At 40.9% G+C, this 26,572-nt stretch carries 31 protein-coding genes and 1 other annotated feature; all 31 genes read left to right on the plus strand.

Features of this window, described 5'->3' with window-relative positions:
- The 31 genes from cysS to rpsQ all read left to right on the plus strand — a co-directional run bounded on the left by cysS (position 1) and on the right by rpsQ (position 26,572).
- Positions 1-1,398 carry a cysteine--tRNA ligase gene (cysS, locus tag ACQKKK_RS22655; protein ID WP_427619306.1) on the plus strand — a complete coding sequence of 466 codons (1,398 nt, stop codon included), beginning with the start codon at positions 1-3 and terminating at the stop codon, positions 1,396-1,398.
- A gap of 3 nt (positions 1,399-1,401) precedes the next feature.
- Entirely contained in the window at positions 1,402-1,824 is a 423-nt protein-coding gene (locus ACQKKK_RS22660) for a Mini-ribonuclease 3 (RefSeq protein ID WP_427619308.1), read from the plus strand.
- On the plus strand, positions 1,821-2,564 hold the full coding sequence (rlmB, locus tag ACQKKK_RS22665) for a 23S rRNA (guanosine(2251)-2'-O)-methyltransferase RlmB (RefSeq protein ID WP_427619310.1): 744 nt from the start codon (positions 1,821-1,823) through the stop codon (positions 2,562-2,564). The genes ACQKKK_RS22660 and rlmB overlap by 4 nt, the downstream gene beginning before the upstream one ends.
- 4 nt (positions 2,565-2,568) lie before the next feature.
- Positions 2,569-3,078 (plus strand): NYN domain-containing protein, encoded by a 510-nt coding sequence (locus ACQKKK_RS22670; RefSeq protein WP_427619311.1) that lies wholly within the window; start codon positions 2,569-2,571, stop codon positions 3,076-3,078.
- 85 nt (positions 3,079-3,163) lie between these two features.
- Positions 3,164-3,796 carry an RNA polymerase sporulation sigma factor SigH gene (gene sigH, locus ACQKKK_RS22675; protein ID WP_094246690.1) on the plus strand — a complete coding sequence of 211 codons (633 nt, stop codon included), beginning with the start codon at positions 3,164-3,166 and terminating at the stop codon, positions 3,794-3,796.
- 186 nt (positions 3,797-3,982) lie between these two features.
- Entirely contained in the window at positions 3,983-4,132 is a 150-nt protein-coding gene (gene rpmG, locus ACQKKK_RS22680; protein WP_081108654.1) for a 50S ribosomal protein L33, read from the plus strand.
- Positions 4,133-4,182: 50 nt separating this feature from the next.
- On the plus strand, positions 4,183-4,365 hold the full coding sequence (gene secE / locus ACQKKK_RS22685; protein ID WP_061440373.1) for a preprotein translocase subunit SecE: 183 nt from the start codon (positions 4,183-4,185) through the stop codon (positions 4,363-4,365).
- Positions 4,366-4,623: 258 nt separating this feature from the next.
- Entirely contained in the window at positions 4,624-5,157 is a 534-nt protein-coding gene (gene nusG / locus ACQKKK_RS22690) for a transcription termination/antitermination protein NusG (protein ID WP_427619312.1), read from the plus strand.
- 174 nt (positions 5,158-5,331) lie between these two features.
- Positions 5,332-5,757 (plus strand): 50S ribosomal protein L11, encoded by a 426-nt coding sequence (gene rplK / locus ACQKKK_RS22695; protein WP_053349074.1) that lies wholly within the window; start codon positions 5,332-5,334, stop codon positions 5,755-5,757.
- Between the two features lie 104 nt (positions 5,758-5,861).
- Positions 5,862-6,557 carry a 50S ribosomal protein L1 gene (gene rplA, locus ACQKKK_RS22700; RefSeq protein ID WP_061440375.1) on the plus strand — a complete coding sequence of 232 codons (696 nt, stop codon included), beginning with the start codon at positions 5,862-5,864 and terminating at the stop codon, positions 6,555-6,557.
- 46 nt (positions 6,558-6,603) lie between these two features.
- Positions 6,604-6,754: a sequence feature (ribosomal protein L10 leader region), on the plus strand.
- Between the two features lie 39 nt (positions 6,755-6,793).
- Entirely contained in the window at positions 6,794-7,294 is a 501-nt protein-coding gene (rplJ, locus tag ACQKKK_RS22705; protein WP_427619314.1) for a 50S ribosomal protein L10, read from the plus strand.
- Positions 7,295-7,357: 63 nt separating this feature from the next.
- Positions 7,358-7,717: a 50S ribosomal protein L7/L12 gene (rplL, locus tag ACQKKK_RS22710; protein WP_427590306.1), complete on the plus strand. Its 360-nt coding sequence runs from the start codon at positions 7,358-7,360 to the stop codon at positions 7,715-7,717.
- 195 nt (positions 7,718-7,912) lie between these two features.
- Entirely contained in the window at positions 7,913-8,518 is a 606-nt protein-coding gene (locus ACQKKK_RS22715) for a class I SAM-dependent methyltransferase (protein WP_427619361.1), read from the plus strand.
- A 238-nt stretch (positions 8,519-8,756) separates the two neighbouring features.
- Positions 8,757-12,326 (plus strand): DNA-directed RNA polymerase subunit beta, encoded by a 3,570-nt coding sequence (rpoB, locus tag ACQKKK_RS22720; RefSeq protein WP_427619315.1) that lies wholly within the window; start codon positions 8,757-8,759, stop codon positions 12,324-12,326.
- 184 nt (positions 12,327-12,510) lie between these two features.
- A complete protein-coding gene (rpoC, locus tag ACQKKK_RS22725) occupies positions 12,511-16,110 on the plus strand; it encodes a DNA-directed RNA polymerase subunit beta' (protein WP_427619317.1) in 3,600 nt (1,199 codons plus the stop codon).
- A 286-nt stretch (positions 16,111-16,396) separates the two neighbouring features.
- A complete protein-coding gene (locus tag ACQKKK_RS22730) occupies positions 16,397-16,645 on the plus strand; it encodes a 50S ribosomal protein L7ae-like protein (protein WP_034305040.1) in 249 nt (82 codons plus the stop codon).
- Between the two features lie 104 nt (positions 16,646-16,749).
- Positions 16,750-17,172, plus strand: a complete 423-nt coding sequence (gene rpsL / locus ACQKKK_RS22735) for a 30S ribosomal protein S12 (protein WP_061440379.1) — start codon at positions 16,750-16,752, stop codon at positions 17,170-17,172.
- A gap of 41 nt (positions 17,173-17,213) precedes the next feature.
- Positions 17,214-17,684, plus strand: a complete 471-nt coding sequence (gene rpsG / locus ACQKKK_RS22740) for a 30S ribosomal protein S7 (protein ID WP_048677878.1) — start codon at positions 17,214-17,216, stop codon at positions 17,682-17,684.
- A 44-nt stretch (positions 17,685-17,728) separates the two neighbouring features.
- Positions 17,729-19,807, plus strand: coding sequence for an elongation factor G (gene fusA / locus ACQKKK_RS22745; RefSeq protein WP_427619320.1), 2,079 nt, complete (start codon positions 17,729-17,731; stop codon positions 19,805-19,807).
- Between the two features lie 121 nt (positions 19,808-19,928).
- A complete protein-coding gene (gene tuf, locus ACQKKK_RS22750; RefSeq protein ID WP_427619322.1) occupies positions 19,929-21,116 on the plus strand; it encodes an elongation factor Tu in 1,188 nt (395 codons plus the stop codon).
- A gap of 418 nt (positions 21,117-21,534) precedes the next feature.
- Positions 21,535-21,843, plus strand: coding sequence for a 30S ribosomal protein S10 (gene rpsJ / locus ACQKKK_RS22755; RefSeq protein ID WP_019244375.1), 309 nt, complete (start codon positions 21,535-21,537; stop codon positions 21,841-21,843).
- Positions 21,844-21,883: 40 nt separating this feature from the next.
- Positions 21,884-22,513, plus strand: coding sequence for a 50S ribosomal protein L3 (rplC, locus tag ACQKKK_RS22760; protein ID WP_061440382.1), 630 nt, complete (start codon positions 21,884-21,886; stop codon positions 22,511-22,513).
- 25 nt (positions 22,514-22,538) lie between these two features.
- A complete protein-coding gene (gene rplD / locus ACQKKK_RS22765) occupies positions 22,539-23,162 on the plus strand; it encodes a 50S ribosomal protein L4 (protein WP_061141104.1) in 624 nt (207 codons plus the stop codon).
- Complete coding sequence (gene rplW, locus ACQKKK_RS22770) at positions 23,162-23,446, plus strand: 50S ribosomal protein L23 (RefSeq protein WP_034305023.1); 285 nt, start codon at positions 23,162-23,164, stop codon at positions 23,444-23,446. The genes rplD and rplW overlap by 1 nt, the downstream gene beginning before the upstream one ends.
- 26 nt (positions 23,447-23,472) lie before the next feature.
- Positions 23,473-24,303 (plus strand): 50S ribosomal protein L2, encoded by an 831-nt coding sequence (gene rplB, locus ACQKKK_RS22775; protein ID WP_061440383.1) that lies wholly within the window; start codon positions 23,473-23,475, stop codon positions 24,301-24,303.
- A 60-nt stretch (positions 24,304-24,363) separates the two neighbouring features.
- Positions 24,364-24,642 carry a 30S ribosomal protein S19 gene (gene rpsS / locus ACQKKK_RS22780; RefSeq protein WP_034305018.1) on the plus strand — a complete coding sequence of 93 codons (279 nt, stop codon included), beginning with the start codon at positions 24,364-24,366 and terminating at the stop codon, positions 24,640-24,642.
- A 17-nt stretch (positions 24,643-24,659) separates the two neighbouring features.
- Complete coding sequence (rplV, locus tag ACQKKK_RS22785) at positions 24,660-25,001, plus strand: 50S ribosomal protein L22 (RefSeq protein WP_061440384.1); 342 nt, start codon at positions 24,660-24,662, stop codon at positions 24,999-25,001.
- A 3-nt stretch (positions 25,002-25,004) separates the two neighbouring features.
- Complete coding sequence (gene rpsC / locus ACQKKK_RS22790) at positions 25,005-25,661, plus strand: 30S ribosomal protein S3 (protein ID WP_427619325.1); 657 nt, start codon at positions 25,005-25,007, stop codon at positions 25,659-25,661.
- 1 nt (position 25,662) lies between these two features.
- Positions 25,663-26,097 carry a 50S ribosomal protein L16 gene (gene rplP / locus ACQKKK_RS22795; RefSeq protein ID WP_053349061.1) on the plus strand — a complete coding sequence of 145 codons (435 nt, stop codon included), beginning with the start codon at positions 25,663-25,665 and terminating at the stop codon, positions 26,095-26,097.
- Positions 26,087-26,290, plus strand: coding sequence for a 50S ribosomal protein L29 (gene rpmC / locus ACQKKK_RS22800; RefSeq protein ID WP_034305010.1), 204 nt, complete (start codon positions 26,087-26,089; stop codon positions 26,288-26,290). The genes rplP and rpmC overlap by 11 nt, the downstream gene beginning before the upstream one ends.
- 18 nt (positions 26,291-26,308) lie before the next feature.
- Positions 26,309-26,572, plus strand: coding sequence for a 30S ribosomal protein S17 (gene rpsQ / locus ACQKKK_RS22805; protein ID WP_034305007.1), 264 nt, complete (start codon positions 26,309-26,311; stop codon positions 26,570-26,572).

The raw sequence follows: 26,572 nt of genomic DNA on the forward strand, positions 1-26,572 counted from the left end.
ATGGCGATTAAAATATATAACACAGCTACAAGAAAAAAGGAAACCTTCGTCCCGATTGAAGAGGGAAAGGTGAAGATGTACGTATGCGGACCCACTGTCTATAATTACATTCATATTGGGAATGCAAGACCGGCAATCGTGTTTGATACCGTTCGCAGGTATTTGGATTACCGTGGATATGATGTGCAATTCGTTTCGAACTTTACGGATGTGGATGATAAGCTGATTCGTGCGGCAAAAGAATTGGGGGAAGATGTCCCAAGCATATCAGAGCGATTCATCAAGGCTTATTTTGAAGACGTTTCGGCATTGGGCTGCAAAAAAGCGGATGCCCACCCAACCGTAATGGAGAACATGGATGCAATCATTGAATTCATCTCGGCATTAATTGAAAAAGGATTCGCTTATGAATCTGAAGGGGATGTGTACTACCGTACTCGTAAGTTTGATGGGTATGGAAAACTTTCACATCAGTCCATCGATGAGTTGCGAGTGGGGGCACGTATTGAAATTGGGGAGAAAAAACAAGATGCCCTTGATTTTGCCCTTTGGAAAGCGGCCAAGGATGATGAAATATCGTGGGAGAGCCCATGGGGGAAAGGGCGTCCTGGCTGGCATATCGAGTGCTCCGCAATGGTCAAAAAGTATTTGGGGGATACAATCGATATTCATGCTGGAGGTCAAGATCTAGCTTTCCCGCATCATGAAAATGAAATTGCACAATCCGAAGCATTAACAGGCAAGACCTTCGCGAATTATTGGATGCATAACGGGTATATAAATATTGAGAATGAAAAAATGTCTAAGTCCTTAGGCAATTTCGTGCTTGTTCATGACATCATTCAGAAGCATGATCCACAAGTGTTACGCTTCTTCATGTTATCCGTTCATTACCGTCATCCCATCAATTATAGTGAAGAAGTGCTTGAAAATGTAAAAGCGTCTCTTGATCGGTTACGGACATCTTATCAAAACTTAAAGCATCGTCTTCAGGTAAGCGACGGATTAACTGAGAATAATGATGTTTGGTTGGAGAAGCTTAATGAATTACATGAACAATTCACTAAGGAAATGGACGATGATTTCAACACTGCTAATGCAATTTCCATACTCTTTGAACTTTCCAGACAGGCAAATTATTACTTGATGGAGAAAAATACAGACAAGGAAGTCATTGATGCGTTCCTTGAAAAATTCAATATCTTATTTTCTGTCCTAGGTTTGTCCCTTGAAGAAGAGGGGCTTTTGGATGAAGAAATTGAAGGCTTGATCCAGCAGAGGATTCAAGCGCGGAAAGACCGCAATTTTGGGTTATCTGATGAAATTCGTGATCGTTTGAAAAACATGAACATCATATTAGAGGATACCCCTCAAGGTACAAGATGGAAAAGAGGGTAATTAATGCTTCATTACGATAGTAAGGTAGATGCTAAAATGCTGAACAGTCTTGCTTTAGCTTATATAGGTGATGCCGTATACGAAACGTATATCCGGCATCATCTCATACAAAAAGGAGCGGTCAAGCCCAATCTTCTTCACAAAAAAGCTACATCTTTTGTAGCGGCTAAGGCTCAAAATAAAATTATCCATTTTTTCCTGGATTCAGATTGGTTATCGGAAGAGGAATCCGCCGTCGTTCGGCGCGGCCGAAATGCAAAATCCGGTACGGTTCCGAAGAATACAGATGTGCAAACGTATCGTTACAGTACAGCCTTTGAGGCACTAATGGGATTTTTGTATTTATCCGGTCGGATAGAAAGAATGGAAGAACTCATCAAAAAATCTATTGAATACATTGAAGAAGAAAAGGGGAGTAACCCATGAGCGAAGAATATATCATTGGCAGAAACCCCGTATTGGAAGCTCTTCGCTCCGAACGGGAAATTAATAAAATTTGGATAGCAGAGGGCTCACAAAAAGGCTCGATGCAGCCACTCATCGGTCTGGCGAAGGAAAAGAAGGTATTCGTGCAAATCGTACCGAAGAAAAAAATTGACCAAATGGCAGAAGGCATCCATCAAGGCGTTGTCGCACAAGTGGCTGCATATGAATATGCGGAATTGGATGACCTATTCGCAAAAGCGGCTGAACGGGATGAAGCACCTTTTTTCATGATTCTTGATGAAGTTGAAGACCCGCATAATTTAGGTTCGATCATGAGGACCGCTGATGCAGTAGGGGCCCATGGAATCATCATTCCGAAAAGAAGAGCGGTGGGCTTGACGGCAACTGTGGCCAAAGCTTCGACGGGTGCAATCGAATATATTCCGGTAGCTCGCGTTACAAATTTGGCAAGGGCAGTCGAAGAGTTGAAAGAGCGTGGAGTATGGATAGTCGGTACCGATGCGAAAGGCAGCGATGATTACCGTAACATGGATGGAAAGATGCCTATCGGACTTGTTATCGGTAGCGAAGGAAAAGGTATGGCCCGGTTAATGAAGGAAAAATGTGATTTTCTCATCCGTCTCCCTATGGCAGGACAAGTAACATCGTTAAATGCATCGGTAGCAGCCGGTTTATTGATGTATGAGGTTTATAGAAAAAGAAATCCCCTAGGGCAATGATGGGATGAATATTCTGTTGGTGGACGGTTATAACATTATAGGAGCCTGGCCGGAACTGAGAGAATTAAAAGAAAGGGATCTTGCTGCTGCAAGAGACCGGTTGATTGAAATGATGGCGGAATATCAAGCATTTACCGGATACCGTGTAATTATCGTATTTGATGCTCAATACGTTCAGGGAATTGCCCGTATATTCAAAAATCACAAAGTTGACGTAATTTTTACAAAAGAAAATGAGACTGCCGATGAAAGAATAGAAAAGATGGCCATTCAACTGAATAACGTCAAAACGCAAATTCAAGTAGCAACCTCTGACTTCACAGAACAGTGGGTGATCTTTGGCCAAGGGGCTCTAAGGAAATCTGCTCGTGAATTGCTTATTGAAATGGAAGAAATTCAAGGGGAAATCAAGAAAGATGTAAGAAAAACAACGACGATAAAACCTGCAGCTAAAATTCCTTTGAGTGAAGAAGTGGCAGAAATTTTCGAAAAGTGGCGCCGGGGTAAAATTTGAACCATTGACGGGTAAATTTTACCTGCTGTATAATATTTCTATCTGAGTCAGGTCAGGGGGATATAATGTGGGTCTCAAATTCGGAATGAAACTGAACGAAAAGTATCTGCAGTTTGAGGATGATGAATTGATAGGGTTGGTACACACTGGAGACAGTGAAGCGCTGGATTATTTGATCCAAAAGTATCGTAATTTTGTTAGAGCAAAGGCAAGGACTTATTTCTTAATTGGTGCAGATAAGGAAGACATCGTGCAAGAAGGTATGATTGGTTTATATAAAGCCGTCCGTGATTTTAAAGGGGATAAGTTATCTTCCTTTAAAGCATTTGCAGAACTGTGCATTACGAGGCAAATCATTACAGCTATCAAAACAGCAACACGTCAAAAACATATTCCGCTCAATTCCTATGTTTCCCTGGACAAACCCATTTATGATGAGGAATCGGACCGAACTCTAATGGATATAATATCGGGTACGAAAGTTTTGGACCCGGAAGAACTGATCATCAACCAAGAAGAGTTTGACGATATCGAATTAAAGATGGCTGAGCTCCTGAGTGATCTTGAGAGAAAAGTGTTAGCTCTTTACCTGGATGGACAAACCTACCAAGAAATTTCGGAAGAGTTGAACCGGCATGTTAAGTCAATCGACAACGCCCTTCAGCGGGTGAAAAGAAAGCTCGAGCGCTATCTGGAAGTAAGGGAAATCAGTTTATAATCCCTCCGCTTTTTCCGCTTAATTTCATCTGTCCCTTCTCCGCATGGTAGTTTATTATTCACTATGTTAAGAAACCGATATTTTGATTTCCGGTATCCATAATGGGCTAAATCTGCTTTGATATTGACAATAAAAGACAGCCGTGATAAGGTTTTATGGATATAGTAGATAGGATAGGTGTATCTAATGCGAAAAAAAATAGTTCTTGCCTGCATTGATTGCGGTTCAAGAAATTATAGTTATGAGAGCAAACAATCGACAAGCGGCGAACGCCTGGAAATCAAGAAATTTTGCAGTACGTGCAATTCACACTCGATTCATAAAGAAACGAAATAACTGTTTTATAAATAGATTGACAGAAGCTTCTAATGCTTGGAGGTACATTCATGAAACGTTTTACCGAATTTTTCAGCGGTGTCGCTCGCGAAATGCAAAAAGTAAGCTGGCCGAAACGCAAGGAGCTTACCAAATATACAATCGTGGTAGTAACGACTGTATTGTTTATGGCTTTTTTCTTTACAGTGGTCGATTTGGGCATTTCCGAATTAATTCGCTTAGTTATTGAATAAGAGATTCGAAAATAAGGTATAATAGTGATAGAATAATATGTGTCAGCAGAAAAGCCCGGAAACGGGTTTTTTAATTTGTCTTTTTTAAGAAGTGAAGAAGTTCCAAATCGAGCACTGCTGTAATATGAATCATCACAATATATTCTAGTTAAGCCGGGATAACGCTGGAATTGGCTTTTTGGCTAAAACGTTCAAAGATAAAGATTAATAAAGAAAATGATTGATTGCAGGGAGGGAAGGACTTTAAAGTCCTAACACATGGAAAAGAATTGGTATGTAGTTCACACCTATTCAGGTTACGAGAACAAAGTTAAGGCTAACTTGGAAAAACGTGTTGAAACTATGGGGATGGAAGATAAGATCTTTCGCGTTGTAGTTCCAGAAGAAGAAGAAACGGAAATTAAAGATGGCAAAAAGAAAGTGACCAAAAAGAAAGTATTTCCAGGTTATGTATTAGTTGAGATCATCATGACTGATGATTCTTGGTATGTAGTCCGGAATACACCTGGTGTAACAGGTTTCGTAGGTTCATCTGGAGCTGGGTCAAAACCGACTGCGTTGCTACCGGAAGAAATTGAAGTCGTTCTTAAACGAATGGGCGTAGATGAAAGTAAATTCGAAGTTGATTTTGAAATCGGCGATACCGTTCAAGTTAAAGAAGGACCTTTTGCAACATTTGCAGGACCGATTGAAGAACTTGATAAAGATAAAGGTAAAGTAAGGGTCCTAGTCAATATGTTTGGCCGTGATACACCGGTTGAACTTGATTTTAATCAAGTGGAAAAATTATAAACGGAAAAAAACTTGAAATTGCCTTTTGAAAGTGGTAAAATTTCAAAGGTCAGTATGTTTCAATTTTTAGGCCTCAACGATACAAGCATTCTTTATTAATATATAAAGAATTCAAGATGAGTGGGAGGGTATACCCCTATTACCACATCACGGACTTATAAGGAGGTGTGTCTCGTGGCTAAAAAAGTAATTAAAATGGTTAAATTGCAAATTCCTGCTGGTAAAGCGAATCCGGCACCGCCAGTCGGTCCTGCATTAGGTCAAGCTGGTGTAAACATCATGGGATTCTGTAAGGAGTTCAACGCTCGTACAGCAGATCAAGCTGGTCTAATTATTCCTGTTGAAATCACGGTATTTGAAGACCGTTCATTTACATTCATTACAAAAACTCCACCGGCTGCAGTATTGCTTAAGAAAGTAGCTGGTATCGAGTCTGGTTCTGGTGAACCTAACCGTAAAAAAGTTGCTACAGTCAAGCGTGATCAAGTGCGCGAGATTGCTGAAACTAAAATGCCTGACCTAAACGCTGCAAACGTTGAAGCTGCAATGCGTATGGTTGAAGGTACTGCTCGCAGCATGGGGATTGTCATCGAAGACTGATCCATGTAATTGCTATTTGTTTCTACGGGGTTGCGATTGATACTCGCAACCTTTATTCGTGGGAGGTTATTCCGTTAAAACCACAATTTAGGAGGATTTATATCATGGCGAAAAAAGGTAAAAAGTATCTTGAAGCAGCTAAGCTTGTAGAAGTTTCTAAGGCTTATGCTGTAACTGAAGCAATCGAAGTTGCTAAAAAGGCTAACTTCGCAAAATTCGATGCAACTGTTGAAGTGGCTTTCCGTTTAGGCGTAGACCCTAAGAAAGCTGACCAACAAATTCGTGGAGCAGTTGTTCTACCGAATGGTACTGGTAAAACTCAACGCGTATTAGTATTCGCTAAAGGCGAAAAAGCAAAAGAAGCGGAAGCTGCTGGTGCTGACTACGTTGGCGAATCTGACTTCATCAACAAAATCCAACAAGGATGGTTCGAATTCGATGTAATCGTTGCGACTCCAGACATGATGGGTGAAGTTGGTAAACTTGGCCGTGTGTTAGGACCTAAAGGTTTAATGCCTAACCCTAAAACTGGCACAGTAACATTCGACGTAACAAAAGCTGTTAATGAAATCAAGGCTGGTAAAGTTGAATACCGCGTAGATAAAGCTGGAAACATCCATGCTCCAATCGGTAAAGTATCTTTCGAGGATGCTAAACTAGTGGAAAACTTCACTACTATCTATGATACATTAATGAAAGTTAAACCTGCGGCTGCTAAAGGAACTTACATGAAAAACGTTTCTGTAACAACTACAATGGGCCCTGGCGTGAAAGTTGATCCTTCTACTTTCAATAAATAATTGACATTCCAAAACTATTATTGTTATAATAAGTTTTGTTGTGAATAAATGAATATCATTTGTACCGTAGACAGTAGGTGCTCCATGCGAGCTTAATTCCCTGCCGAGGTAATTCGATAATAATAGTCCTTGACTATGACTTTTGAAATTACTGCCTTCATGTCTGCAATAGAGATGAAGGCTTTTTCTTTGAAACGGTATAAATGTTTTCAAGCAAATCTACAGGAGGTGTAAGGATGAACGCAATTATTGAACAAAAGCAAAAAATCGTTGCTGAGATTACTGATAAATTAACTGCAAGCCAATCAACAGTAGTTGTTGACTACCGTGGATTGACTGTTGCTGAATTAACAGAACTTCGTAAGCAACTTCGTGATGCTGGCGTTGAGTTTAAAGTTTACAAGAACTCTATGACTCGCCGTGCTGCGGAAAGTGCTGAACTTAGCGCTTTGAACGAATCATTAACAGGACCAAACGCAATTGCATTCTCAACTGAAGATGTTATTGCGCCAGCAAAAATCCTTAACGATTTTGCGAAAAAACATGAAGCGTTAGAAATCAAAGCTGGAGTTATCGAAGGAAATGTTGCAACTGCTGAAGAAATTAAAGCTCTTGCAGAACTACCTTCACGCGAAGGCCTACTTTCAATGCTACTCAGCGTGCTACAAGCACCTATGCGCGGACTTGCTCTTGCTACAAAAGCTGTTGCAGAGCAAAAAGAAGAACAAGGCGCGTAAGCTAACCGCTTATATAGCCTGCTGATTCAAAAAAAAACCAACCATTTCGAGGAGGAAATAATAATGACTAAAGATCAAATCATTGAAGCAGTTAAAAATATGACTGTTTTAGAATTAAACGACCTTGTAAAAGCAATCGAAGAAGAATTTGGCGTAACTGCTGCTGCACCTGTAGCTGTAGCTGCTGCTGGTGGCGCTGCTGCTGAAGAAAAAACTGAGTTTGATGTAATCCTTACATCTGCTGGAGATCAAAAAATCAAAGTTATCAAAGCTGTACGTGAAGTTACAGGTCTTGGACTTAAAGAAGCAAAAGAACTTGTTGACAACACTCCAAAAGCAATCAAAGAAGGCGCTTCTAAAGAAGAAGCTGAAGAAGTTAAAGCTAAACTTGAAGAAGTTGGAGCTGGCGTTGAAGTTAAGTAATCTTGCATAAACAAAAAGCTCGCTATCACTGGCGGGCTTTTTTCTCTTCATTTTAAAGAAATGATGGAAATTTGCCGTTAATGGTTTGATTAAAAAGGTTTCGTAATTCAAACATTCCGGCATGCAAGTATCCATTCTTCAAATCTCTTCTCTCAATAAATCTTCAATATTCCTTTCTGATAGGGGGAGATGACTCTGACAGAGCATTACTACTCACATAAACCGGATGTCGTAAGCAATCCGAAATTTTGGGATTTTACATTAAAGGGACGTACCTTTCGCTTCAAAAGTGATAATGGTGTTTTTTCGAAAAAAGAAGTTGATTTCGGTTCGCGTCTTTTGGTTGAGAGTTTTAACCTTGATGAAGCTGTGGAAGGAGATATTCTTGATGTTGGTTGCGGTTATGGACCAATCGGAATATCGATTGCGGCAGCTTATCCCGATAGAACGATAGAAATGATTGATATAAATAGCCGGGCAGTTGAATTGTCAAAAGAGAATGCCGCTTCTAATGGGATTGCAAATGTGAAGATTTACGAAAGTGATCGTTTTGACAAAGTTGGCTCCAATCAATTCGCGGCAATTCTTACGAACCCTCCCATTCGCGCAGGCAAAAGTGTAGTCCACGAAATTTTAGAAGAAGGCTATCGCAGTTTGGTAGCTGGTGGAGAATTATGGGTTGTCATTCAAAAAAAACAAGGAGCTCCATCCGCTATGGATAAAATGGAGCAATTATTTGGAAATATTGAAGTGCCCGTTAAGAAAAAAGGTTACTATATACTATTATCCAAAAAGGTTTGACTCTAAATTTTCGCTATGTTAGTATTATAAAATGCATATATATAATTCCGTAACTATGCAATTTTTATACCATTGGTGTATAACCAATGGATAATATGGGAAAAATATATAAATAATAGTTCGTTTTATGAGAAATAGTGGTTTTTAAAATAAAAACCATTTTCTTTTTGTCTATGGAAATGATTCCTTTTCCGAGGCAATTGGATCCTTATAACGCTTGATTTAAGGGGTGAATCAGTTGACAGGTCAACTTGTTCAGTATGGACGACACCGCCAACGTAGAAGTTATGCAAGAATCAGTGAGGTTTTGGATCTTCCGAATCTGATTGAAATTCAAACAGCTTCTTATCAATGGTTTCTAGATGTAGGTTTAAAGGAAATGTTCCAGGATATTTCTCCTATTGAGGATTTTACAGGTAATTTATCGTTAGAATTCATCGATTACAGCTTAGCTGAGCCGAAGTATTCTGTAGAAGAAACAAAAGAACGCGATGTTACGTATTCTGCACCACTTCGAGTGAAAGTGCGCCTTGTTAACAAAGAAACAGGGGAAGTGAAAGACCAGGATGTATTTATGGGCGACTTCCCGCTGATGACTGAAACAGGTACATTTGTAATCAATGGTGCTGAACGGGTAATTGTATCCCAATTAGTGCGCTCACCGAGTGTTTACTACAATGGTAAAATGGATAAAAACGGTAAGCTTGGATTCTCTGCGACCGTTATTCCTAACCGTGGTGCATGGCTTGAGTATGAAACAGACGCCAAGGATGTTGTGTATGTTCGAATCGATCGCACTAGGAAATTGCCTATCACGGTATTGATGCGTGCCCTTGGATTCGGAACAGATCAAGAAATCATTGATTTGATTGGTGACAACGAATACCTTCGCAACACTCTTGAAAAGGATAACACTGAGAGTGTAGAAAAAGCATTGCTAGAAATCTATGAGCGTCTGCGCCCAGGTGAACCACCTACTGTCGATAACGCGAAAAGTCTTTTAGTATCCCGCTTTTTTGATCCAAAACGTTATGATTTAGCAAATGTAGGTCGTTATAAAATAAACAAAAAACTGCATATTAAGAACCGTTTATTCGGTCAGCGTATTGCAGAGACCTTGATTGATCCTGAAACAGGAGAAATCATCGTGGAAAAAGGCACAATGCTTGATCGTCGGACTCTTGATAGGATTCTGCCTCATATCGAAGCTGGAATCGGATTCAAAACATTCCATCCATCAGGTGGTGTAGTAGAAGAAGAAACTCTTCTTCAACCTATTAAAGTGTTTGCACCAAACGATGCTGAAGGCGAAAAAGTGATCAATATCATCGGTAATGCCTATGTGACCGACCAGGTCAAAAACATTACACCGGCTGATATCATTTCTTCTATTAGTTATTTCTTTAATTTACTGCATGGTGTGGGAATCACGGATGACATTGACCATTTAGGTAACCGTCGTCTGCGTTCTGTTGGTGAATTGCTGCAAAACCAATTCAGAATTGGTTTATCTCGTATGGAGCGTGTCGTTCGTGAAAGAATGTCAATTCAGGATACGAATACAATCACTCCGCAGCAACTAATTAACATTCGCCCGGTCATTGCATCCATTAAAGAGTTCTTTGGAAGCTCACAGCTTTCTCAATTCATGGATCAAACGAACCCGTTGGCTGAATTGACGCATAAACGTCGTCTATCTGCATTAGGGCCTGGTGGTTTGACACGTGAGCGTGCTGGATTTGAAGTGCGTGACGTTCATTATTCCCACTATGGCCGTATGTGTCCGATTGAAACGCCAGAGGGACCGAATATTGGTTTGATTAACTCATTATCCAGTTTTGCAAAAGTGAACCCATATGGCTTCATTGAAACACCGTATCGTCGTGTGGACCCTGAAACTGGTCGAATTACAAGCCAAATCGATTACTTAACAGCTGATGAGGAAGATAACTATGTAGTTGCCCAAGCGAATGTACGTCTATCAGATGACGGATCATTCCTTGACAATGATGTTGTTGCACGTTTCCGCGGTGAAAATACCGTTGTTCCGCGTGACCGCGTTGACTACATGGATGTATCTCCTAAACAAGTTGTATCTGCTGCGACAGCATGTATTCCTTTCTTGGAAAATGATGACTCCAACCGTGCACTTATGGGAGCGAACATGCAACGTCAAGCAGTGCCTTTGCTACAACCGGAAGCTCCTCGTGTCGGAACGGGCATGGAATATGTTTCAGCGAAAGACTCCGGTGCTGCTGTCATCTGTAAACACCCAGGTATTGTAGAACACGTGGAATCACGTGAAGTATGGGTACGCAGGGTAAGTGAAGTTGACGGACAGCAAGTAAAAGGAAATCTTGATAAATACCGTCTATTAAAATTCATTCGTTCTAACCAAGGGACGTGCTATAATCAACGCCCTATCGTCAGTGTTGGCGACAACGTTGTCAAAGGTGAGATTCTTGCTGATGGTCCTTCAATGGAAAAAGGTGAGTTAGCACTTGGACGTAACGTATTGGTTGCCTTCATGACATGGGATGGATATAACTATGAGGATGCCATCATCATGAGCGAACGATTGGTTAAAGATGATGTGTACACTTCTATTCATATTGAAGAATATGAATCTGAATCACGCGATACAAAATTAGGGCCTGAAGAAATCACTCGTGATATCCCTAATGTAGGGGAAGATGCGCTTCGTAATCTTGATGAGCGCGGAATTATCCGTGTTGGTGCAGAAGTAAAAGACGGAGACCTTCTAGTTGGTAAAGTCACGCCTAAAGGTGTAACGGAATTGACTGCTGAGGAACGTTTATTACATGCAATCTTCGGTGAAAAAGCACGTGAAGTAAGAGATACATCACTTCGTGTACCTCACGGCGGCGGTGGAATCGTTCTTGATGTTAAAGTATTTAACAGAGAAGATGGCGATGAACTTCCTCCTGGTGTAAACCAACTTGCACGTGTATATATTGTACAAAAACGTAAAATCCATGAAGGCGATAAAATGGCTGGACGACATGGTAACAAAGGGGTAATCTCCAGGATCCTTCCTGAGGAAGATATGCCTTATTTACCAGATGGCACTCCAGTCGACATCATGTTAAACCCATTGGGTGTACCTTCACGTATGAACATCGGTCAGGTGTTGGAGCTTCACTTAGGTATGGCTGCACGCGCACTTGGCATTCATGTAGCATCTCCTGTATTTGATGGTGCTACTGAGGAAGATGTTTGGAGTACGATTGAAGAAGCCGGGATGTCCCGTGATGCAAAAACCGTCCTTTACGATGGCCGTTCAGGTGAAGCATTCGATAACCGTGTATCCGTTGGTGTCATGTATATGATCAAACTGGCACATATGGTCGATGATAAACTTCATGCACGTTCAACTGGACCTTACTCCCTTGTTACGCAGCAACCACTTGGTGGTAAAGCGCAATTTGGTGGACAGCGTTTTGGTGAGATGGAAGTATGGGCACTTGAAGCTTATGGTGCTGCTTATACATTACAAGAAATCTTAACCGTTAAATCAGATGATGTCGTAGGTCGTGTTAAAACGTACGAAGCGATTGTCAAAGGTGAAAATGTCCCTGAACCAGGTGTTCCTGAGTCCTTCAAAGTATTGATTAAGGAACTTCAAAGTTTAGGATTGGATGTTAAAATTCTTAATGCCGAAGATCGTGAAATCGAAATGCGAGATTTGGAAGATGAAGAAGAAGCCAACCAAGCAGACAAATTAAGCCTTGATTCAGAAACTAAAGATATGGTTGCTTCCGAAGTAGGAGCACCTGTCAAAGAATAAAATTAAATATAAACATATCTAGTTATATATTACCCGCTCTGACTGGCAGCAAGATGTTTCTTTGAAGATCATGCTGCCTTGTTAGAGCCTTATTGATTCAATCAACCATCATCCGGTGTATGATTGCCTGATACTTGACGGCAATCAAGGGTTAAACCTGGAGATTAAAAGGGAGGTAGGCCCCTTGTTAGACGTTAATAATTTTGAGTATATGAAAATTGGTCTTGCTTCACCAGACAAGATTCGTTCTTGGTCCCATGGAGAAGTTAAAAAACCAGAAACAATCAACTATCGTACGTTAAAGCCAGAAAAAGACGGTTTATTCTGTGAGAGAATTTTTGGTCCTCAAAAGGACTGGGAATGTCATTGCGGAAAATATAAACGTGTTCGTTATAAAGGCGTAGTCTGTGACCGTTGTGGCGTTGAAGTCACTCGCGCTAAGGTACGTCGTGAGCGTATGGGTCATATTGAGCTGGCAGCTCCAGTTTCACACATATGGTATTTCAAAGGAATCCCTAGCCGTATGGGACTTGTTCTTGACATGTCTCCACGGGCATTGGAAGAAGTTATTTACTTTGCATCTTACGTAGTAACTGAAACGGGCGATACAACTTTAGAAAAGAAACAGCTTCTTTCTGAAAAGGAATATCGTACATACCGTGAAAAATACGGTAAGAAGTTCCAAGCTGCCATGGGTGCGGAAGCTATTAAAAAACTTTTACAAGATATTGATACGGAAAAGGAAGTAGAGTCGTTGAAAGAGGAGCTTAAAACAGCTCAAGGACAACGCAGAACCCGTGCAATCAAACGCTTGGAAGTGCTTGAAGCATTCCGTAACTCCGGAAATGAGCCATCATGGATGATCCTTGACGTGCTTCCGGTCATTCCACCGGAACTTCGTCCTATGGTTCAACTTGATGGTGGACGTTTTGCCACATCTGATTTAAATGATTTATATCGCCGTGTTATCAACCGTAATAATCGTTTGAAAAGATTACTGGACCTTGGAGCGCCAAGCATTATCGTTCAAAACGAGAAGCGTATGCTGCAAGAAGCTGTCGATGCTCTTATCGATAATGGCCGTCGCGGCCGTCCGGTAACTGGACCTGGTAACCGTCCGTTAAAATCTTTATCTCACATGCTAAAAGGTAAACAAGGTCGTTTCCGTCAAAATCTTCTTGGTAAACGTGTTGATTATTCTGGCCGTTCCGTTATCGTAGTAGGACCAAACTTAAAGATGTACCAATGCGGTCTTCCGAAAGAAATGGCGATTGAATTATTCAAGCCATTCGTTATGAAGGAGCTTGTTCAAAGAGGTTTAGCGCATAACATCAAGTCTGCTAAACGTAAAATTGAACGTTTATCTCCTGAAATATGGGATGTGCTAGAAGAAGTAATTAGAGAACATCCAGTACTATTGAACCGTGCACCGACTCTTCATAGACTTGGTATCCAAGCTTTTGAACCAACGTTGGTTGAAGGTCGCGCAATTCGTTTGCATCCGCTCGTGTGTACAGCTTACAACGCTGACTTTGACGGTGACCAAATGGCGGTCCACGTTCCTTTATCTTCTGAAGCCCAAGCTGAAGCACGTATGCTTATGCTTGCAGCACAGAACATTTTGAACCCTAAAGATGGTAAACCTGTCGTTACACCTTCTCAAGATATGGTATTAGGTAACTATTACTTAACATTGGAAAGAGAAGGCGCAATCGGTGAGGGTATGATCTTTAAAGATACAAGTGAAGCATTACTTGCATACCAAAACGGATATGTACACTTGCATTCCCGTTGTGCCGTACATGCATCTTCACTAAATAATGAAACATTCACTGAAGAGCAAAACAGCCAACTTCTAATTACCACTGTCGGTAAATTGATCTTCAATGAAATTTTACCAAAATCATTCCCGTATATTAACGAACCAACACGATATAATCTGGAAACCAAAACTCCAGAGAAATATTTTGTGGAAAAGGGCGCTAATATCCCTGAATTGATTAAGGCTCAACCTGCTATTGATCCATTCAAGAAAAAAATTCTTGGAAATATCATTGCGGAAGTCTTTAAACGTTTTAAAATTACCGAAACATCCAAAATGCTTGACCGGATGAAAGATCTTGGATTCAAATATTCGACAAAAGCTGGTATTACCGTTGGTGTGGCTGATATTGTCGTTTTAAAAGAAAAACAAGAAATCATCACTGAGGCTCAAACAAAAGTGGATAACGTCTTAAAACAATTCAGACGTGGTCTAATCACTGAAGATGAGCGTTATGATCGTGTTATCTCAATTTGGAGTGCTGCTAAGGATACCATCCAGTCCAAACTAATGGACTCACTGGACCGACGCAACCCGATCTTCATGATGAGTGACTCCGGTGCCCGTGGTAATGCTTCCAACTTTACGCAGCTTGCTGGTATGCGTGGTTTGATGGCCAACCCGGCTGGACGTATCATTGAATTACCGATCAAATCAAGTTTCCGTGAAGGTTTAACAGTGTTGGAGTATTTCATCTCCACGCATGGTGCACGTAAAGGTCTTGCCGATACAGCACTTAAAACAGCCGATTCCGGTTACCTTACTCGTCGACTTGTTGACGTTGCCCAAGATGTCATCATCCGTGATGACGATTGTGGAACGGATCGCGGCTTGAAAATTTCAGCCTTGAGAGAGGGTACTGAAATAATTGAGCATCTTGAAGAGCGCCTAGTAGGCCGTTATGCAAGAAAAGCGATTAGAAATCCAGAAACAAACGAAGTGATCGTACCTGAAAATGGCCTTATCACTGAGGATCTTGCTAATTATATTGAATCACTTGGAATTGAAACAGCATGGATTCGTTCTGCCTTTACATGTAACACCAGCCATGGTGTATGTAAAAAATGTTATGGACGCAACCTGGCTACTGGTCAAGAAGTTGAAGTGGGCGAAGCAGTCGGTATTATCGCCGCTCAATCAATCGGTGAACCTGGTACACAGTTAACGATGCGTACATTCCATACTGGTGGGGTTGCTGGGGACGATATCACTCAAGGTCTTCCTCGTATCCAAGAAATATTTGAAGCGAGAAACCCTAAAGGTCAAGCTGTCATTTCCGAAATCGAAGGAACGATCGTTTCGATTAACGAAATTCGTGATAAACAACAGGAAATCGTTGTACAAGGAGCAGTTGAATCACGCACATATACTGCACCGTACACAGCGCGCTTAAGAGTAACTGTTGATACTCCTGTCCGTCGCGGTGAAGAGCTGACAGAGGGTTCTATCGATCCGAAAGAGTTGCTGAAGGTTACAGATGTACTTACTGTGCAGGAATACCTGCTTCATGAAGTTCAAAAGGTATACCGGATGCAAGGGGTTGAAATCGGTGATAAACACATCGAGGTAATGGTTAGACAAATGATGCGTAAAGTCCGTGTACTTGATGCAGGTGAAACTGAAGTGCTTCCAGGGACATTATTGGATGTTAACCAGTTTACTACAGCAAACACAGATGCATTGCTGACTAACAAATTACCAGCTACAGGACGCCCTGTACTACTAGGTATCACAAAAGCATCACTAGAAACTGATTCCTTCTTGTCCGCCGCTTCATTCCAAGAAACGACTAGAGTCTTGACTGATGCAGCAATAAAAGGAAAACGTGATGAATTGCTTGGACTTAAAGAGAATGTCATCATCGGTAAACTTGTCCCTGCAGGAACAGGAATGCTTCGATACAGAAAAGCAAACCCTGTCGTTGTCAGTGACGAAAGTGCCGATACAGTAACAGTGGATTAAAAGATAAAGGACCAGCTCAATAAGTAAAACTGAAAACCGCACTCCAGGGTTCTTGGAGCTGAAGGCTCAGAATTTATTGAGCTGGTCTCTCTTATTACTCATGGCTGACTGAAGCCGTATGAGAACCGATATATTCCCTTTAGGCAAAGTGAAAATATAATGGAATTATGTAAGGAAAACCTTTTGCTAGAATTATTTTTTGAAAGAAGTTGACAGTATCCGACTAATAATGATACTATAGCAAAGGTGCTCCTATGTTACCCTGTAACTTTGGAGGATATGGACCATGTCTTATGAAAAAGTAATACAGGCAAAGTCAGTGATTATAGGGACGAAACAAGCAGTTAGAGCTCTTAAAAACAATTTAATTCAAGAAGTTATCATCGCTGATGATGCAGATATATACTTGACTGGGCGTGTCGTTGAGACCGCTAAAGAATTGGATGTTCCTATCACATATGTTGATTCGATGAGAATGCTTGGCAAAGCATGTGGTATTGATGTCGGAGCAGCAACTGTTGCCATTAAAAAGTAAAAATGTTTTTGCAATTATTTTTGCAAAGACTTTGTTTTTACCCATTTATGAACCACCTGGATGTGTGGTACTAGAAATGAAAACGTGAAGGGAGGAAAAATGTAATGCCTACTATTAATCAATTAGTGCGTAAAGGACGCGAGTCTAAAGAGGTTAAATCAAAATCTCCAGCACTTAACAAAGGCTACAACAGCTTTAAAAAAGCTCAAACTAACGTATCATCTCCGCAAAAACGTGGTGTTTGCACTCGTGTGGGTACTATGACACCGAAAAAACCAAACTCCGCGTTACGTAAATATGCGCGTGTACGTTTAACAAACGGTATCGAGGTAACAGCTTATATCCCAGGTATCGGTCACAACCTACAAGAACACAGCGTGGTTCTTATCCGTGGCGGTCGTGTAAAAGATTTACCAGGTGTACGTTATCATATCGTACGTGGTGCTCTTGATACTGCTGGAGTTAACAATCGTATGCAAGGCCGTTCTAAATACGGTACTAAGCGTCCGAAAGCAGCAAAAAAATAATCTTAAACAAAAATTAAACTTTCTTGAAAGGAGGAAATATAATGCCTCGTAAAGGACCTGTAACGAAAAGAGACGTATTACCAGATCCGATTTATAATTCAAAACTTGTGACTCGCTTAATCAACAAATTAATGGTTGATGGACAAAGAGGTAAATCACAAAAAATTCTTTACTCTGCATTTGATTTAATCAAAGAACGTACTGGCAATGAGCCGATCGAAGTTTTCGATCAAGCACTTAAAAACATCATGCCTGTATTAGAAGTAAAAGCACGCCGTGTGGGTGGAGCTAACTACCAAGTACCAGTTGAGGTGCGTCCAGACCGTAAATCGACTCTAGGACTTCGTTGGTTAGTAAACTACTCTCGCCTTCGTGGAGAAAAAACGATGGAAGAGCGTTTAGCTTATGAAATCATGGATGCTGCTAACAATACTGGAGCAGCAGTTAAGAAACGTGAAGATACACACAAAATGGCTGAAGCTAACAAAGCATTCGCTCATTATCGTTGGTAAAATCAAACACTATAAAATCCTTATAGAAGGAAGGAGAAAGACAAATGGCAAGAGAGTTCTCCTTAGCAAACACTCGTAATATCGGTATCATGGCTCACATCGATGCTGGTAAAACGACAACAACAGAACGTGTTCTTTATTACACTGGTAAAATCCACAAAATTGGTGAAACGCATGAAGGTGCTTCACAAATGGACTGGATGGAACAGGAACAAGAACGCGGAATCACGATCACATCCGCTGCAACAACTGCACAGTGGAAAGGTCACCGTGTAAACATCATCGATACGCCAGGACACGTAGACTTCACAGTTGAAGTTGAACGTTCTTTGCGTGTACTTGATGGAGCTGTAGCTGTACTTGATGCCCAATCAGGTGTTGAGCCTCAAACTGAAACAGTTTGGCGCCAAGCTACAACTTACGGTGTACCACGTGTCGTATTCGTAAATAAAATGGACAAAATCGGTGCTGACTTCCTTTACTCAGTTGGAACTATCATCGACCGTCTACAAGCTAATGCTCACCCAGTTCAGTTACCAATCGGCGCTGAAGATCAATTCTCTGCAATCATCGACCTTATTGAAATGAAAACTCATTTCTATGGTAATGACCTAGGAACTGATATCAGTGTTGGTGAAATTCCTGAAGAACACCGTGAATTAGCTGAAGAATACCGTGAAAAGCTTATTGAAGCAGTAGCGGAAGTTAATGAAGACTTAATGGAAAAATACCTTGGCGGCGAAGAAATCAGCATTGCTGAATTGAAAGCAGCTATTCGTACAGCAACCGTTAACGTTGAATTCTTCCCAGTTATCTGTGGATCTGCGTTCAAAAACAAAGGTGTTCAATTAATGCTTGATAACGTTATCGACTTCCTTCCATCTCCATTGGACGTACCAGCTATTAAAGGTACTCTTCCGGATTCAGAAGAAGAAGTAGAGCGTCATTCAGATGATGCTGAACCGTTCTCGGCTTTAGCGTTTAAAGTTATGACTGACCCTTACGTTGGTAAACTTACATTCTTCCGTGTATACTCAGGTACATTAGAATCAGGATCATATGTAATCAATTCAACTAAAGGTAAACGTGAACGTATTGGACGTATCCTTCAAATGCACGCAAACAGCCGTGAAGAAATATCAACTGTATACGCAGGGGATATCGCTGCTGCTGTTGGATTGAAAGATACTACAACTGGAGATACACTATGTGATGACAAGAACCAAGTAATTCTTGAATCCATGGTATTCCCAGAGCCAGTTATTTCACTTTCAGTTGAACCGAAATCAAAAGCAGACCAAGACAAAATGTCTCAAGCTTTACAAAAGCTACAAGATGAAGATCCAACATTCCGTGCGCATACTGACCAAGAAACTGGTCAAACGATCATCGCTGGTATGGGTGAACTTCATTTGGACATCCTTGTTGACCGTATGCGTCGCGAATTCAAAGTGGAAGCAAACGTTGGTGCTCCTCAAGTAGCATACCGTGAAACTTTCCGTGGTTCAGCTAAGGTTGAAGGTAAATTCGTTCGCCAATCAGGTGGTCGTGGACAATTTGGACACGTATGGATCGAATTTGGTCCAAACGAAGAAGGTAAAGGATTCGAATTTGAAAATGCTATCGTCGGTGGTGTAGTACCACGTGAATATATCCCTGCTGTACAAGCTGGATTAGTTGATTCACTTGACCGTGGTGTACTTGCTGGTTACCCGCTAGTCGACATCAAAGCGAAATTATTTGACGGTTCTTACCATGACGTTGACTCCAACGAAATGGCATTTAAAATTGCTGCATCAATGGCACTTAAAAATGCAGCTTCTAAATGTAAACCGGTTATCCTTGAGCCAATCATGAAGGTAGAAGTAGTTATTCCTGAAGATTATCTAGGCGACATCATGGGAGATATCACATCTCGTCGTGGTCGTGTAGAAGGTATGGAAGCTCGCGGTAACACGCAAATGGTTAAAGCGATGGTTCCACTATCTGAAATGTTCGGATATGCTACGTCTCTACGTTCTAACACACAAGGACGCGGAACGTTCTCTATGCACTTCGATCATTATGAAGAAGTACCTAAGAGCATTTCTGAAGAAATCATCAAAAAAAATAAAGGTGAATAATTGATTTTCATCTCTTATTAAAGTATAACTATCTTATGTAAGCTGTGATGGAAGAATTAGTCTTCTTTCACAGCCCTTATATACTTAATCTTTTATTTATAATTTTAAGGAGGAATTCCTAATGGGAAAAGCTAAATTTGATCGTTCAAAACCGCACGTTAACGTTGGAACAATTGGTCACGTTGACCATGGTAAAACAACTCTAACTGCTGCAATCACAACTGTACTTGCTAAATCTGGTGGAGCAGAAGCTCGCGCTTATGACCAAATCGATGGTGCTCCAGAAGAAAGAGAACGTGGTATCACAATCTCTACTGCACACGTTGAGTACGAAACAGCTACTCGTCACTATGCACACGTTGACTGCCCAGGACATGCTGACTATGTTAAAAACATGATCACTGGTGCTGCACAAATGGACGGCGGGATCTTAGTAGTATCTGCTGCTGATGGCCCAATGCCACAAACTCGTGAGCACATCCTTCTTTCTCGTCAAGTAGGTGTACCATACCTAGTAGTATTCATGAACAAATGCGACATGGTTGATGACGAAGAACTTCTTGAATTAGTAGAAATGGAAATCCGTGATCTTCTATCTGAATACGAATTCCCTGGCGATGACATTCCAGTTATCAAAGGTTCTGCTCTAAAAGCTCTTCAAGGAGAAGCTGATTGGGAAGAAAAAATTCATGAATTAATGACAGCTGTTGACGAGTATATCCCAGAACCTACTCGTGACACTGAAAAACCATTCATGATGCCAGTTGAGGATGTATTCTCTATCACTGGTCGTGGAACAGTTGCTACTGGCCGTGTTGAGCGTGGACAAGTTAAAGTCGGTGACGTTGTTGACATCATCGGTTTCAACGAAGAGTCTAAACCAACAACTGTAACAGGTGTTGAAATGTTCCGTAAACTTCTTGACTATGCTGAAGCTGGTGACAACATCGGTGCACTTCTTCGTGGTGTATCCCGTGAAGATATCCAACGTGGACAAGTACTTGCTAAACCAGGTACAATCACTCCACACACAAAGTTCAAAGCTGAAGTTTATGTTCTTTCTAAAGAAGAAGGTGGACGTCACACTCCATTCTTTACAAACTACCGTCCTCAGTTCTACTTCCGTACAACTGACGTAACTGGTATTTGTAACCTTCCTGAAGGCGTAGAAATGGTTATGCCTGGAGACAACATCGAAATGACTGTAGAACTTATCGCTCCAATCGCTATCGAAGAAGGTACTAAATTCTCTATCCGTGAGGGTGGACGTACTGTAGGCGCTGGCGTAGTTGCTACAATCCAAGAATAATTGATTGATAAAACAATATTGGAAGGGACGCCTTCCGGAAGAAGCAGATGGGACGCCATCTGCTTCTTTTCTATTTACTGGACTTTATTTTTTTCTTCTATAATATCCGTTGGAAATTGAGTACATTCCAAAGGAATTGATGGTGAATTACAAAATGAAGAAAATGGATATGAAAGACCGTGTAGAATGTACTTGAAAATACTTGAGATAGTATGTATAATAATAAAAGTGTGTTGCACAAGAAAGTCTAAGTTTAACTTGCATTCTACTTGTGCATTATGTATAATAGACAATGTTGGTCTTTGACTGCGATGATATGGAAGGTTGCTGACACACCCGGCCGCTTTGCCATGGCGAGTGTGTGGGAAATTTCCATTGAGAAGGTCTATTTCAAAATAGGCGAAAAGGAGGGAAAATTATGGCAAAACAAAAAATTCGTATCCGTTTAAAAGCATATGATCACAGAATTCTTGATCAATCTGCTGAGAAAATTGTTGAAACTGCAAAACGTTCTGGTGCGGCTGTATCTGGTCCAATTCCATTACCTACTGAAAGATCGGTATACACGATCCTTCGTGCGGTTCATAAATACAAAGATTCTCGTGAACAATTCGAAATGCGTACGCATAAACGTCTAATCGACATCGTAAATCCAACTCCACAAACAGTTGATTCATTGATGCGTTTAGATTTACCATCAGGCGTTGACATTGAAATCAAATTATAATTCATATAAATATGAACAATTACTCTAGGAGGTGTGACTTATGACCAAAGGAATCTTAGGAAGAAAAATCGGTATGACTCAAGTTTTTGCTGAAAACGGCGAACTTATCCCTGTAACAGTTATCGAGGCTGCTAATAACGTGGTTCTTCAAAAGAAAACTGTTGAAACTGATGGGTATGAAGCAGTTCAAGTTGGTTTTGAAAACAAACGTGAAAAGCTTTCTAACAAACCTGAAAAGGGACATGTTGAAAAAGCAAATACTACTCCTAAGCGCTTCATTCGCGAATTCCGCGGAACGGATCTTACTGAATATGAGATCGGTCAAGAAGTCAATGTTAGTATTTTCGCAGAAGGCGATTTAGTAGATGTATCAGGAATTTCAAAAGGTAAAGGTTTCCAAGGCGCTATCAAACGTCACGGACAATCTCGCGGACCGATGACTCATGGTTCTCGTTACCACCGTCGCCCAGGTTCAATGGGTCCTGTAGCTCCAAACCGCGTATTCAAAGGTAAATTATTACCAGGACGTATGGGTGGGGAACAAATTACTGTTCAAAACTTAGCTATCGTTAAAGTTGATGTTGAACGTAACCTACTATTGATCAAAGGTAATGTACCTGGTGCTAGAAAAGCATTGATCAAAGTTAAAACTGCTGTTAAAGCAAAGTAATTTCTGAGAAAGGAGGAGCAATAGAATGCCAAAAGTTACATTGTTCAACCAAACAGGTTCACAAGTTGGCGACATCGAACTAAATGAATCCATCTTTGGAATCGAACCTAATAATCATGTATTATTTGAAGCAATCATTATGCAACGAGCTTCCTTACGTCAAGGAACTCATAAAGTTAAAAACCGTTCTGAAGTTGCAGGCGGTGGACGTAAACCTTGGAAACAAAAAGGAACTGGACGTGCGCGTCAAGGTTCTATCCGTTCTCCACAATGGCGTGGCGGTGGCGTTGTTTTTGGACCAACTCCAAGATCTTACGCTTACAAGCTACCTAAAAAGGTACGTCGTTTAGCTATTAAATCTGCATTGTCTGCAAAGGCATTGGAAGAGAACATTTTGGTACTTGAAAGCTTGTCTTTCGAAGCTCCAAAAACAAAAGAATTTGTAGCAGTACTTAAAAACCTTTCTGTTGATACTAAAACGTTGATCGTTACTGACGGGTTAGATGAGAAAGTTGCTCTTTCTGCACGTAACATCCCTGGTGTTACTGTAGTTGAAGCTGTTGGTCTTAATGTTCTTGATGTTGTATCACACAACAAATTGATCTTGACTAAATCAGCTGTCGAAAAAGTAGAGGAGGTGCTTGCATAATGGATGCACGCGATATCATTAAGCGCCCCGTAATCACTGAACGCTCTTCAGACATAATGGCTGAAAAAAAATATACTTTTGAAGTTGATGTTAGAGCTAACAAAACTCAAGTTAAAGATGCTGTTCAAGAAATTTTCGGCGTTAAAGTTGAGAAAGTAAACATCATGAACTACAAAGGTAAATTCAAACGTATGGGCAAACACGCAGGCTATACTAACAAGCGCCGTAAAGCAATTGTTAAATTAACTGCTGACAGCAAAGAAATCGAGCTATTCGAGGCTTAATTCATTAGAGAAGGAGGGAAATACAAATGGCGATTAAGAAGTATAAACCTACCTCTAACGGTCGACGTAATATGACAACTTCCGATTTTGCTGAGATCACTACAGACAAACCGGAAAAATCATTACTTGCTCCTTTACACAGCAAAGGCGGCCGTAATAACCAAGGTAAGTTAACAGTTCGTCATCAAGGTGGCGGCCACAAGCGTCAATACCGTATCATCGATTTCAAACGGAATAAAGATGGTATACCAGGACGCGTTGCTACTATTGAGTACGATCCAAATCGTTCTGCAAACATTGCATTAATTAATTACGTTGATGGAGAAAAACGTTATATCCTAGCTCCAAAAAACCTAGAAGTAGGTTTGGAAATCATGTCAGGTCCAGAAGCTGACATTAAAGTGGGTAACGCACTTCCTCTTATTAACATCCCAGTTGGTACAGTAATTCATAACATCGAACTTAAACCAGGAAAAGGTGGACAATTAGTCCGTTCAGCAGGAACATCTGCTCAAGTACTTGGTAAAGAAGGTCGTTATGTACTTGTACGTTTAAACTCAGGTGAGGTTCGTATGATTCTTGCTACTTGCCGTGCTACAATCGGTCAAGTTGGTAATGAACAACATGAACTTATCAACATTGGTAAAGCTGGCCGTAACCGTTGGTTAGGTAAACGCCCAACAGTTCGTGGATCAGTAATGAACCCGAATGATCACCCGCACGGTGGTGGTGAAGGTAAAGCTCCAATCGGACGTAAATCACCAATGTCTCCATGGGGTAAACCAACTCTTGGATTCAAAACTCGTAAGAAGAAAAATAAATCCGATAAATTTATCGTACGTCGTCGTAAAAAATAACGGGATTGACCTACGGTTCATATATAGAACCGTAGAACAGTCACGAAGGGAGGTACTCGCATGGGTCGTAGCTTAAAAAAAGGGCCTTTTGTTGATGATCATTTATTGGTAAAAGTTGAAAAGTTAAATGAAGCTGACAAGAAACAGGTAGTAAAAACTTGGTCTCGTCGCTCAACAATCTTCCCGCAATTCATCGGACATACAATCGCTGTTTATGACGGTCGTAAGCATGTGCCGGTTTATGTAACAGAAGATATGGTAGGTCACAAACTAGGCGAATTCGCGCCTACACGCACTTATAAAGGTCACGCAAGTGATGACAAGAAAACAAGACGTTAATGAGAGGAGGGCATCTCATGCAAGCAAAAGCTGTCGCTAGAACAGTTCGTATTGCTCCTCGTAAAGTGCGTTTAGTCGCAGATTTAATTCGAGGAAAACAAGTAGGTGAAGCAGTAGCGATTCTTCGCTTAACACCAAAATCTGCTTCTCCAGTCGTAGAAAAAATTCTGAAATCTGCTATCGCAAATGCAGAACACAACTACGAAATGGATATTAATAACCTAGTCGTTTCAGAGGCATACGTTAACGAAGGACCAACATTAAAACGTTTCCGTCCTCGCGCTCAAGGTCGTGCGAGTGCAATAAACAAACGTACTAGTCATATTACAATCGTTGTATCAGAAAAGAAGGAGGGGTAATCTGTGGGTCAAAAGGTAAATCCAGTCGGTTTGCGTATCGGGATCATCCGTGATTGGGAATCCAAATGGTACGCTGATAAAGACTACGCAGTTCTTTTGCACGAAGACATTAAAGTTCGTGAGTATATCGCGAAACGTTTAAGTGATGCTTCTGTATCCAAAGTTGAAATCGAACGTGCAGCTAACCGTATCAATGTATCTGTTCACACTGCTAAACCAGGAATGGTTATCGGTAAGGGCGGTACTGAAGTTGAAGCACTTCGTAAGGCTTTGAACCAGTTAACTGGCAAAAGAGTTCATATCAATATCATTGAAATTAAAAGAGCAGATCTTGACGCAAAATTGGTTGCTGAAAACATCGCTCGTCAATTAGAAAACCGTGTTTCATTCCGTCGTGCTCAAAAGCAAGCTATCCAACGCACTATGCGTTCTGGTGCACAAGGAATCAAAACTCAAGTTTCTGGTCGTCTTGGCGGTGCTGATATTGCTCGTGCTGAACATTACAGCGAAGGAACAGTTCCACTTCACACACTTCGTGCTGACATAGATTATGCTCATGCTGAAGCAGATACTACTTACGGTAAGCTAGGCGTGAAAGTTTGGATCTACCGTGGAGAAGTTCTTCCTACTAAGAAGAAATCTGAGGAAGGAGGAAAATAATATGTTATTGCCAAAACGCGTAAAATACCGTCGTGAACATCGCGGTAAGATGAGAGGGATGGCTAAGGGCGGCACTGAAGTTCATTTTGGAGAATTTGGACTTCAAGCTCAAGAAGCTTCCTGGATCACTAACCGCCAAATCGAAGCAGCTCGTATTGCGATGACTCGTTATATGAAACGTGGAGGAAAAGTTTGGATCAAAATTTTCCCAAGCAAACCTTACACAGCTAAGCCGCTTGAAGTTCGGATGGGTTCCGGTAAAGGTGCTCCTGAAGGTTGGGTAGCAGTAGTTAAACCGGGCAAAGTATTGTTTGAAATCTCTGGTGTATCTGAAGAGGTGGCAAGAGAAGCATTGCGCCTTGCAGCACACAAACTTCCAATCAAATGCAAGTTTGTAAAAAGAGAGGAAATTGGTGGTGAAACAAATGAAAGCTAATGAAATCAAAGATCTAACCACTGCTGAAATTGAACAAAAACTAAAATCTCTTAAAGAAGAACTATTTAATCTTCGTTTCCAGTTAGCTACTGGACAACTTGAAAATACAGCTCGCATCCGTGAAGTTCGCAAATCGATTGCTCGTATGAAAACAGTTGTTCGTCAAAGAGAGATCGGTGTCACTAATCGATAATGAATGGAGGTTTGCAGAATGAGCGAACGCAACCAACGCAAAATCTACACTGGCCGCGTAGTATCCGATAAAATGGATAAGACAGTAACAGTTGTTGTAGAAACCTATAAAAAGCATTCTTTATACGGTAAACGCGTGAAATACTCTAAAAAGTTAAAAGCTCATGACGAGCTAAATGAAGCTAAAGCAGGCGACGTAGTACGTATCATGGAAACTCGTCCACTTTCAGCTACAAAACGCTTCCGTCTTGTAGAAGTAGTAGAAAAAGCAGTAATCATTTAA

Source organism: Peribacillus sp. NPDC006672 (genome assembly GCF_050274955.1).
In the GTDB taxonomy this organism is placed as follows: Bacteria; Bacillota; Bacilli; order Bacillales; family DSM-1321; genus Peribacillus.

Bases quoted from the DNA above. Each gene is read 5' to 3' on its own strand.
- cysS (WP_427619306.1), top strand. From the start codon at position 1: ATGGCGATTAAAATATATAACACAGCTACAAGAAAAAAGGAAACCTTC.
- ACQKKK_RS22660 (WP_427619308.1), top strand. From the start codon at position 1,402: ATGCTTCATTACGATAGTAAGGTAGATGCTAAAATGCTGAACAGTCTT.
- rlmB (WP_427619310.1), top strand. From the start codon at position 1,821: ATGAGCGAAGAATATATCATTGGCAGAAACCCCGTATTGGAAGCTCTT.
- ACQKKK_RS22670 (WP_427619311.1), top strand. From the start codon at position 2,569: ATGAATATTCTGTTGGTGGACGGTTATAACATTATAGGAGCCTGGCCG.
- sigH (WP_094246690.1), top strand. From the start codon at position 3,164: ATGAAACTGAACGAAAAGTATCTGCAGTTTGAGGATGATGAATTGATA.
- rpmG (WP_081108654.1), top strand. From the start codon at position 3,983: ATGCGAAAAAAAATAGTTCTTGCCTGCATTGATTGCGGTTCAAGAAAT.
- secE (WP_061440373.1), top strand. From the start codon at position 4,183: ATGAAACGTTTTACCGAATTTTTCAGCGGTGTCGCTCGCGAAATGCAA.
- nusG (WP_427619312.1), top strand. From the start codon at position 4,624: ATGGAAAAGAATTGGTATGTAGTTCACACCTATTCAGGTTACGAGAAC.
- rplA (WP_061440375.1), top strand. From the start codon at position 5,862: ATGGCGAAAAAAGGTAAAAAGTATCTTGAAGCAGCTAAGCTTGTAGAA.
- rplJ (WP_427619314.1), top strand. From the start codon at position 6,794: ATGAACGCAATTATTGAACAAAAGCAAAAAATCGTTGCTGAGATTACT.
- rplL (WP_427590306.1), top strand. From the start codon at position 7,358: ATGACTAAAGATCAAATCATTGAAGCAGTTAAAAATATGACTGTTTTA.
- ACQKKK_RS22730 (WP_034305040.1), top strand. From the start codon at position 16,397: ATGTCTTATGAAAAAGTAATACAGGCAAAGTCAGTGATTATAGGGACG.
- rpsL (WP_061440379.1), top strand. From the start codon at position 16,750: ATGCCTACTATTAATCAATTAGTGCGTAAAGGACGCGAGTCTAAAGAG.
- rpsG (WP_048677878.1), top strand. From the start codon at position 17,214: ATGCCTCGTAAAGGACCTGTAACGAAAAGAGACGTATTACCAGATCCG.
- fusA (WP_427619320.1), top strand. From the start codon at position 17,729: ATGGCAAGAGAGTTCTCCTTAGCAAACACTCGTAATATCGGTATCATG.
- tuf (WP_427619322.1), top strand. From the start codon at position 19,929: ATGGGAAAAGCTAAATTTGATCGTTCAAAACCGCACGTTAACGTTGGA.
- rpsJ (WP_019244375.1), top strand. From the start codon at position 21,535: ATGGCAAAACAAAAAATTCGTATCCGTTTAAAAGCATATGATCACAGA.
- rplC (WP_061440382.1), top strand. From the start codon at position 21,884: ATGACCAAAGGAATCTTAGGAAGAAAAATCGGTATGACTCAAGTTTTT.
- rplD (WP_061141104.1), top strand. From the start codon at position 22,539: ATGCCAAAAGTTACATTGTTCAACCAAACAGGTTCACAAGTTGGCGAC.
- rplW (WP_034305023.1), top strand. From the start codon at position 23,162: ATGGATGCACGCGATATCATTAAGCGCCCCGTAATCACTGAACGCTCT.
- rplB (WP_061440383.1), top strand. From the start codon at position 23,473: ATGGCGATTAAGAAGTATAAACCTACCTCTAACGGTCGACGTAATATG.
- rpsS (WP_034305018.1), top strand. From the start codon at position 24,364: ATGGGTCGTAGCTTAAAAAAAGGGCCTTTTGTTGATGATCATTTATTG.
- rplV (WP_061440384.1), top strand. From the start codon at position 24,660: ATGCAAGCAAAAGCTGTCGCTAGAACAGTTCGTATTGCTCCTCGTAAA.
- rplP (WP_053349061.1), top strand. From the start codon at position 25,663: ATGTTATTGCCAAAACGCGTAAAATACCGTCGTGAACATCGCGGTAAG.
- rpmC (WP_034305010.1), top strand. From the start codon at position 26,087: ATGAAAGCTAATGAAATCAAAGATCTAACCACTGCTGAAATTGAACAA.
- rpsQ (WP_034305007.1), top strand. From the start codon at position 26,309: ATGAGCGAACGCAACCAACGCAAAATCTACACTGGCCGCGTAGTATCC.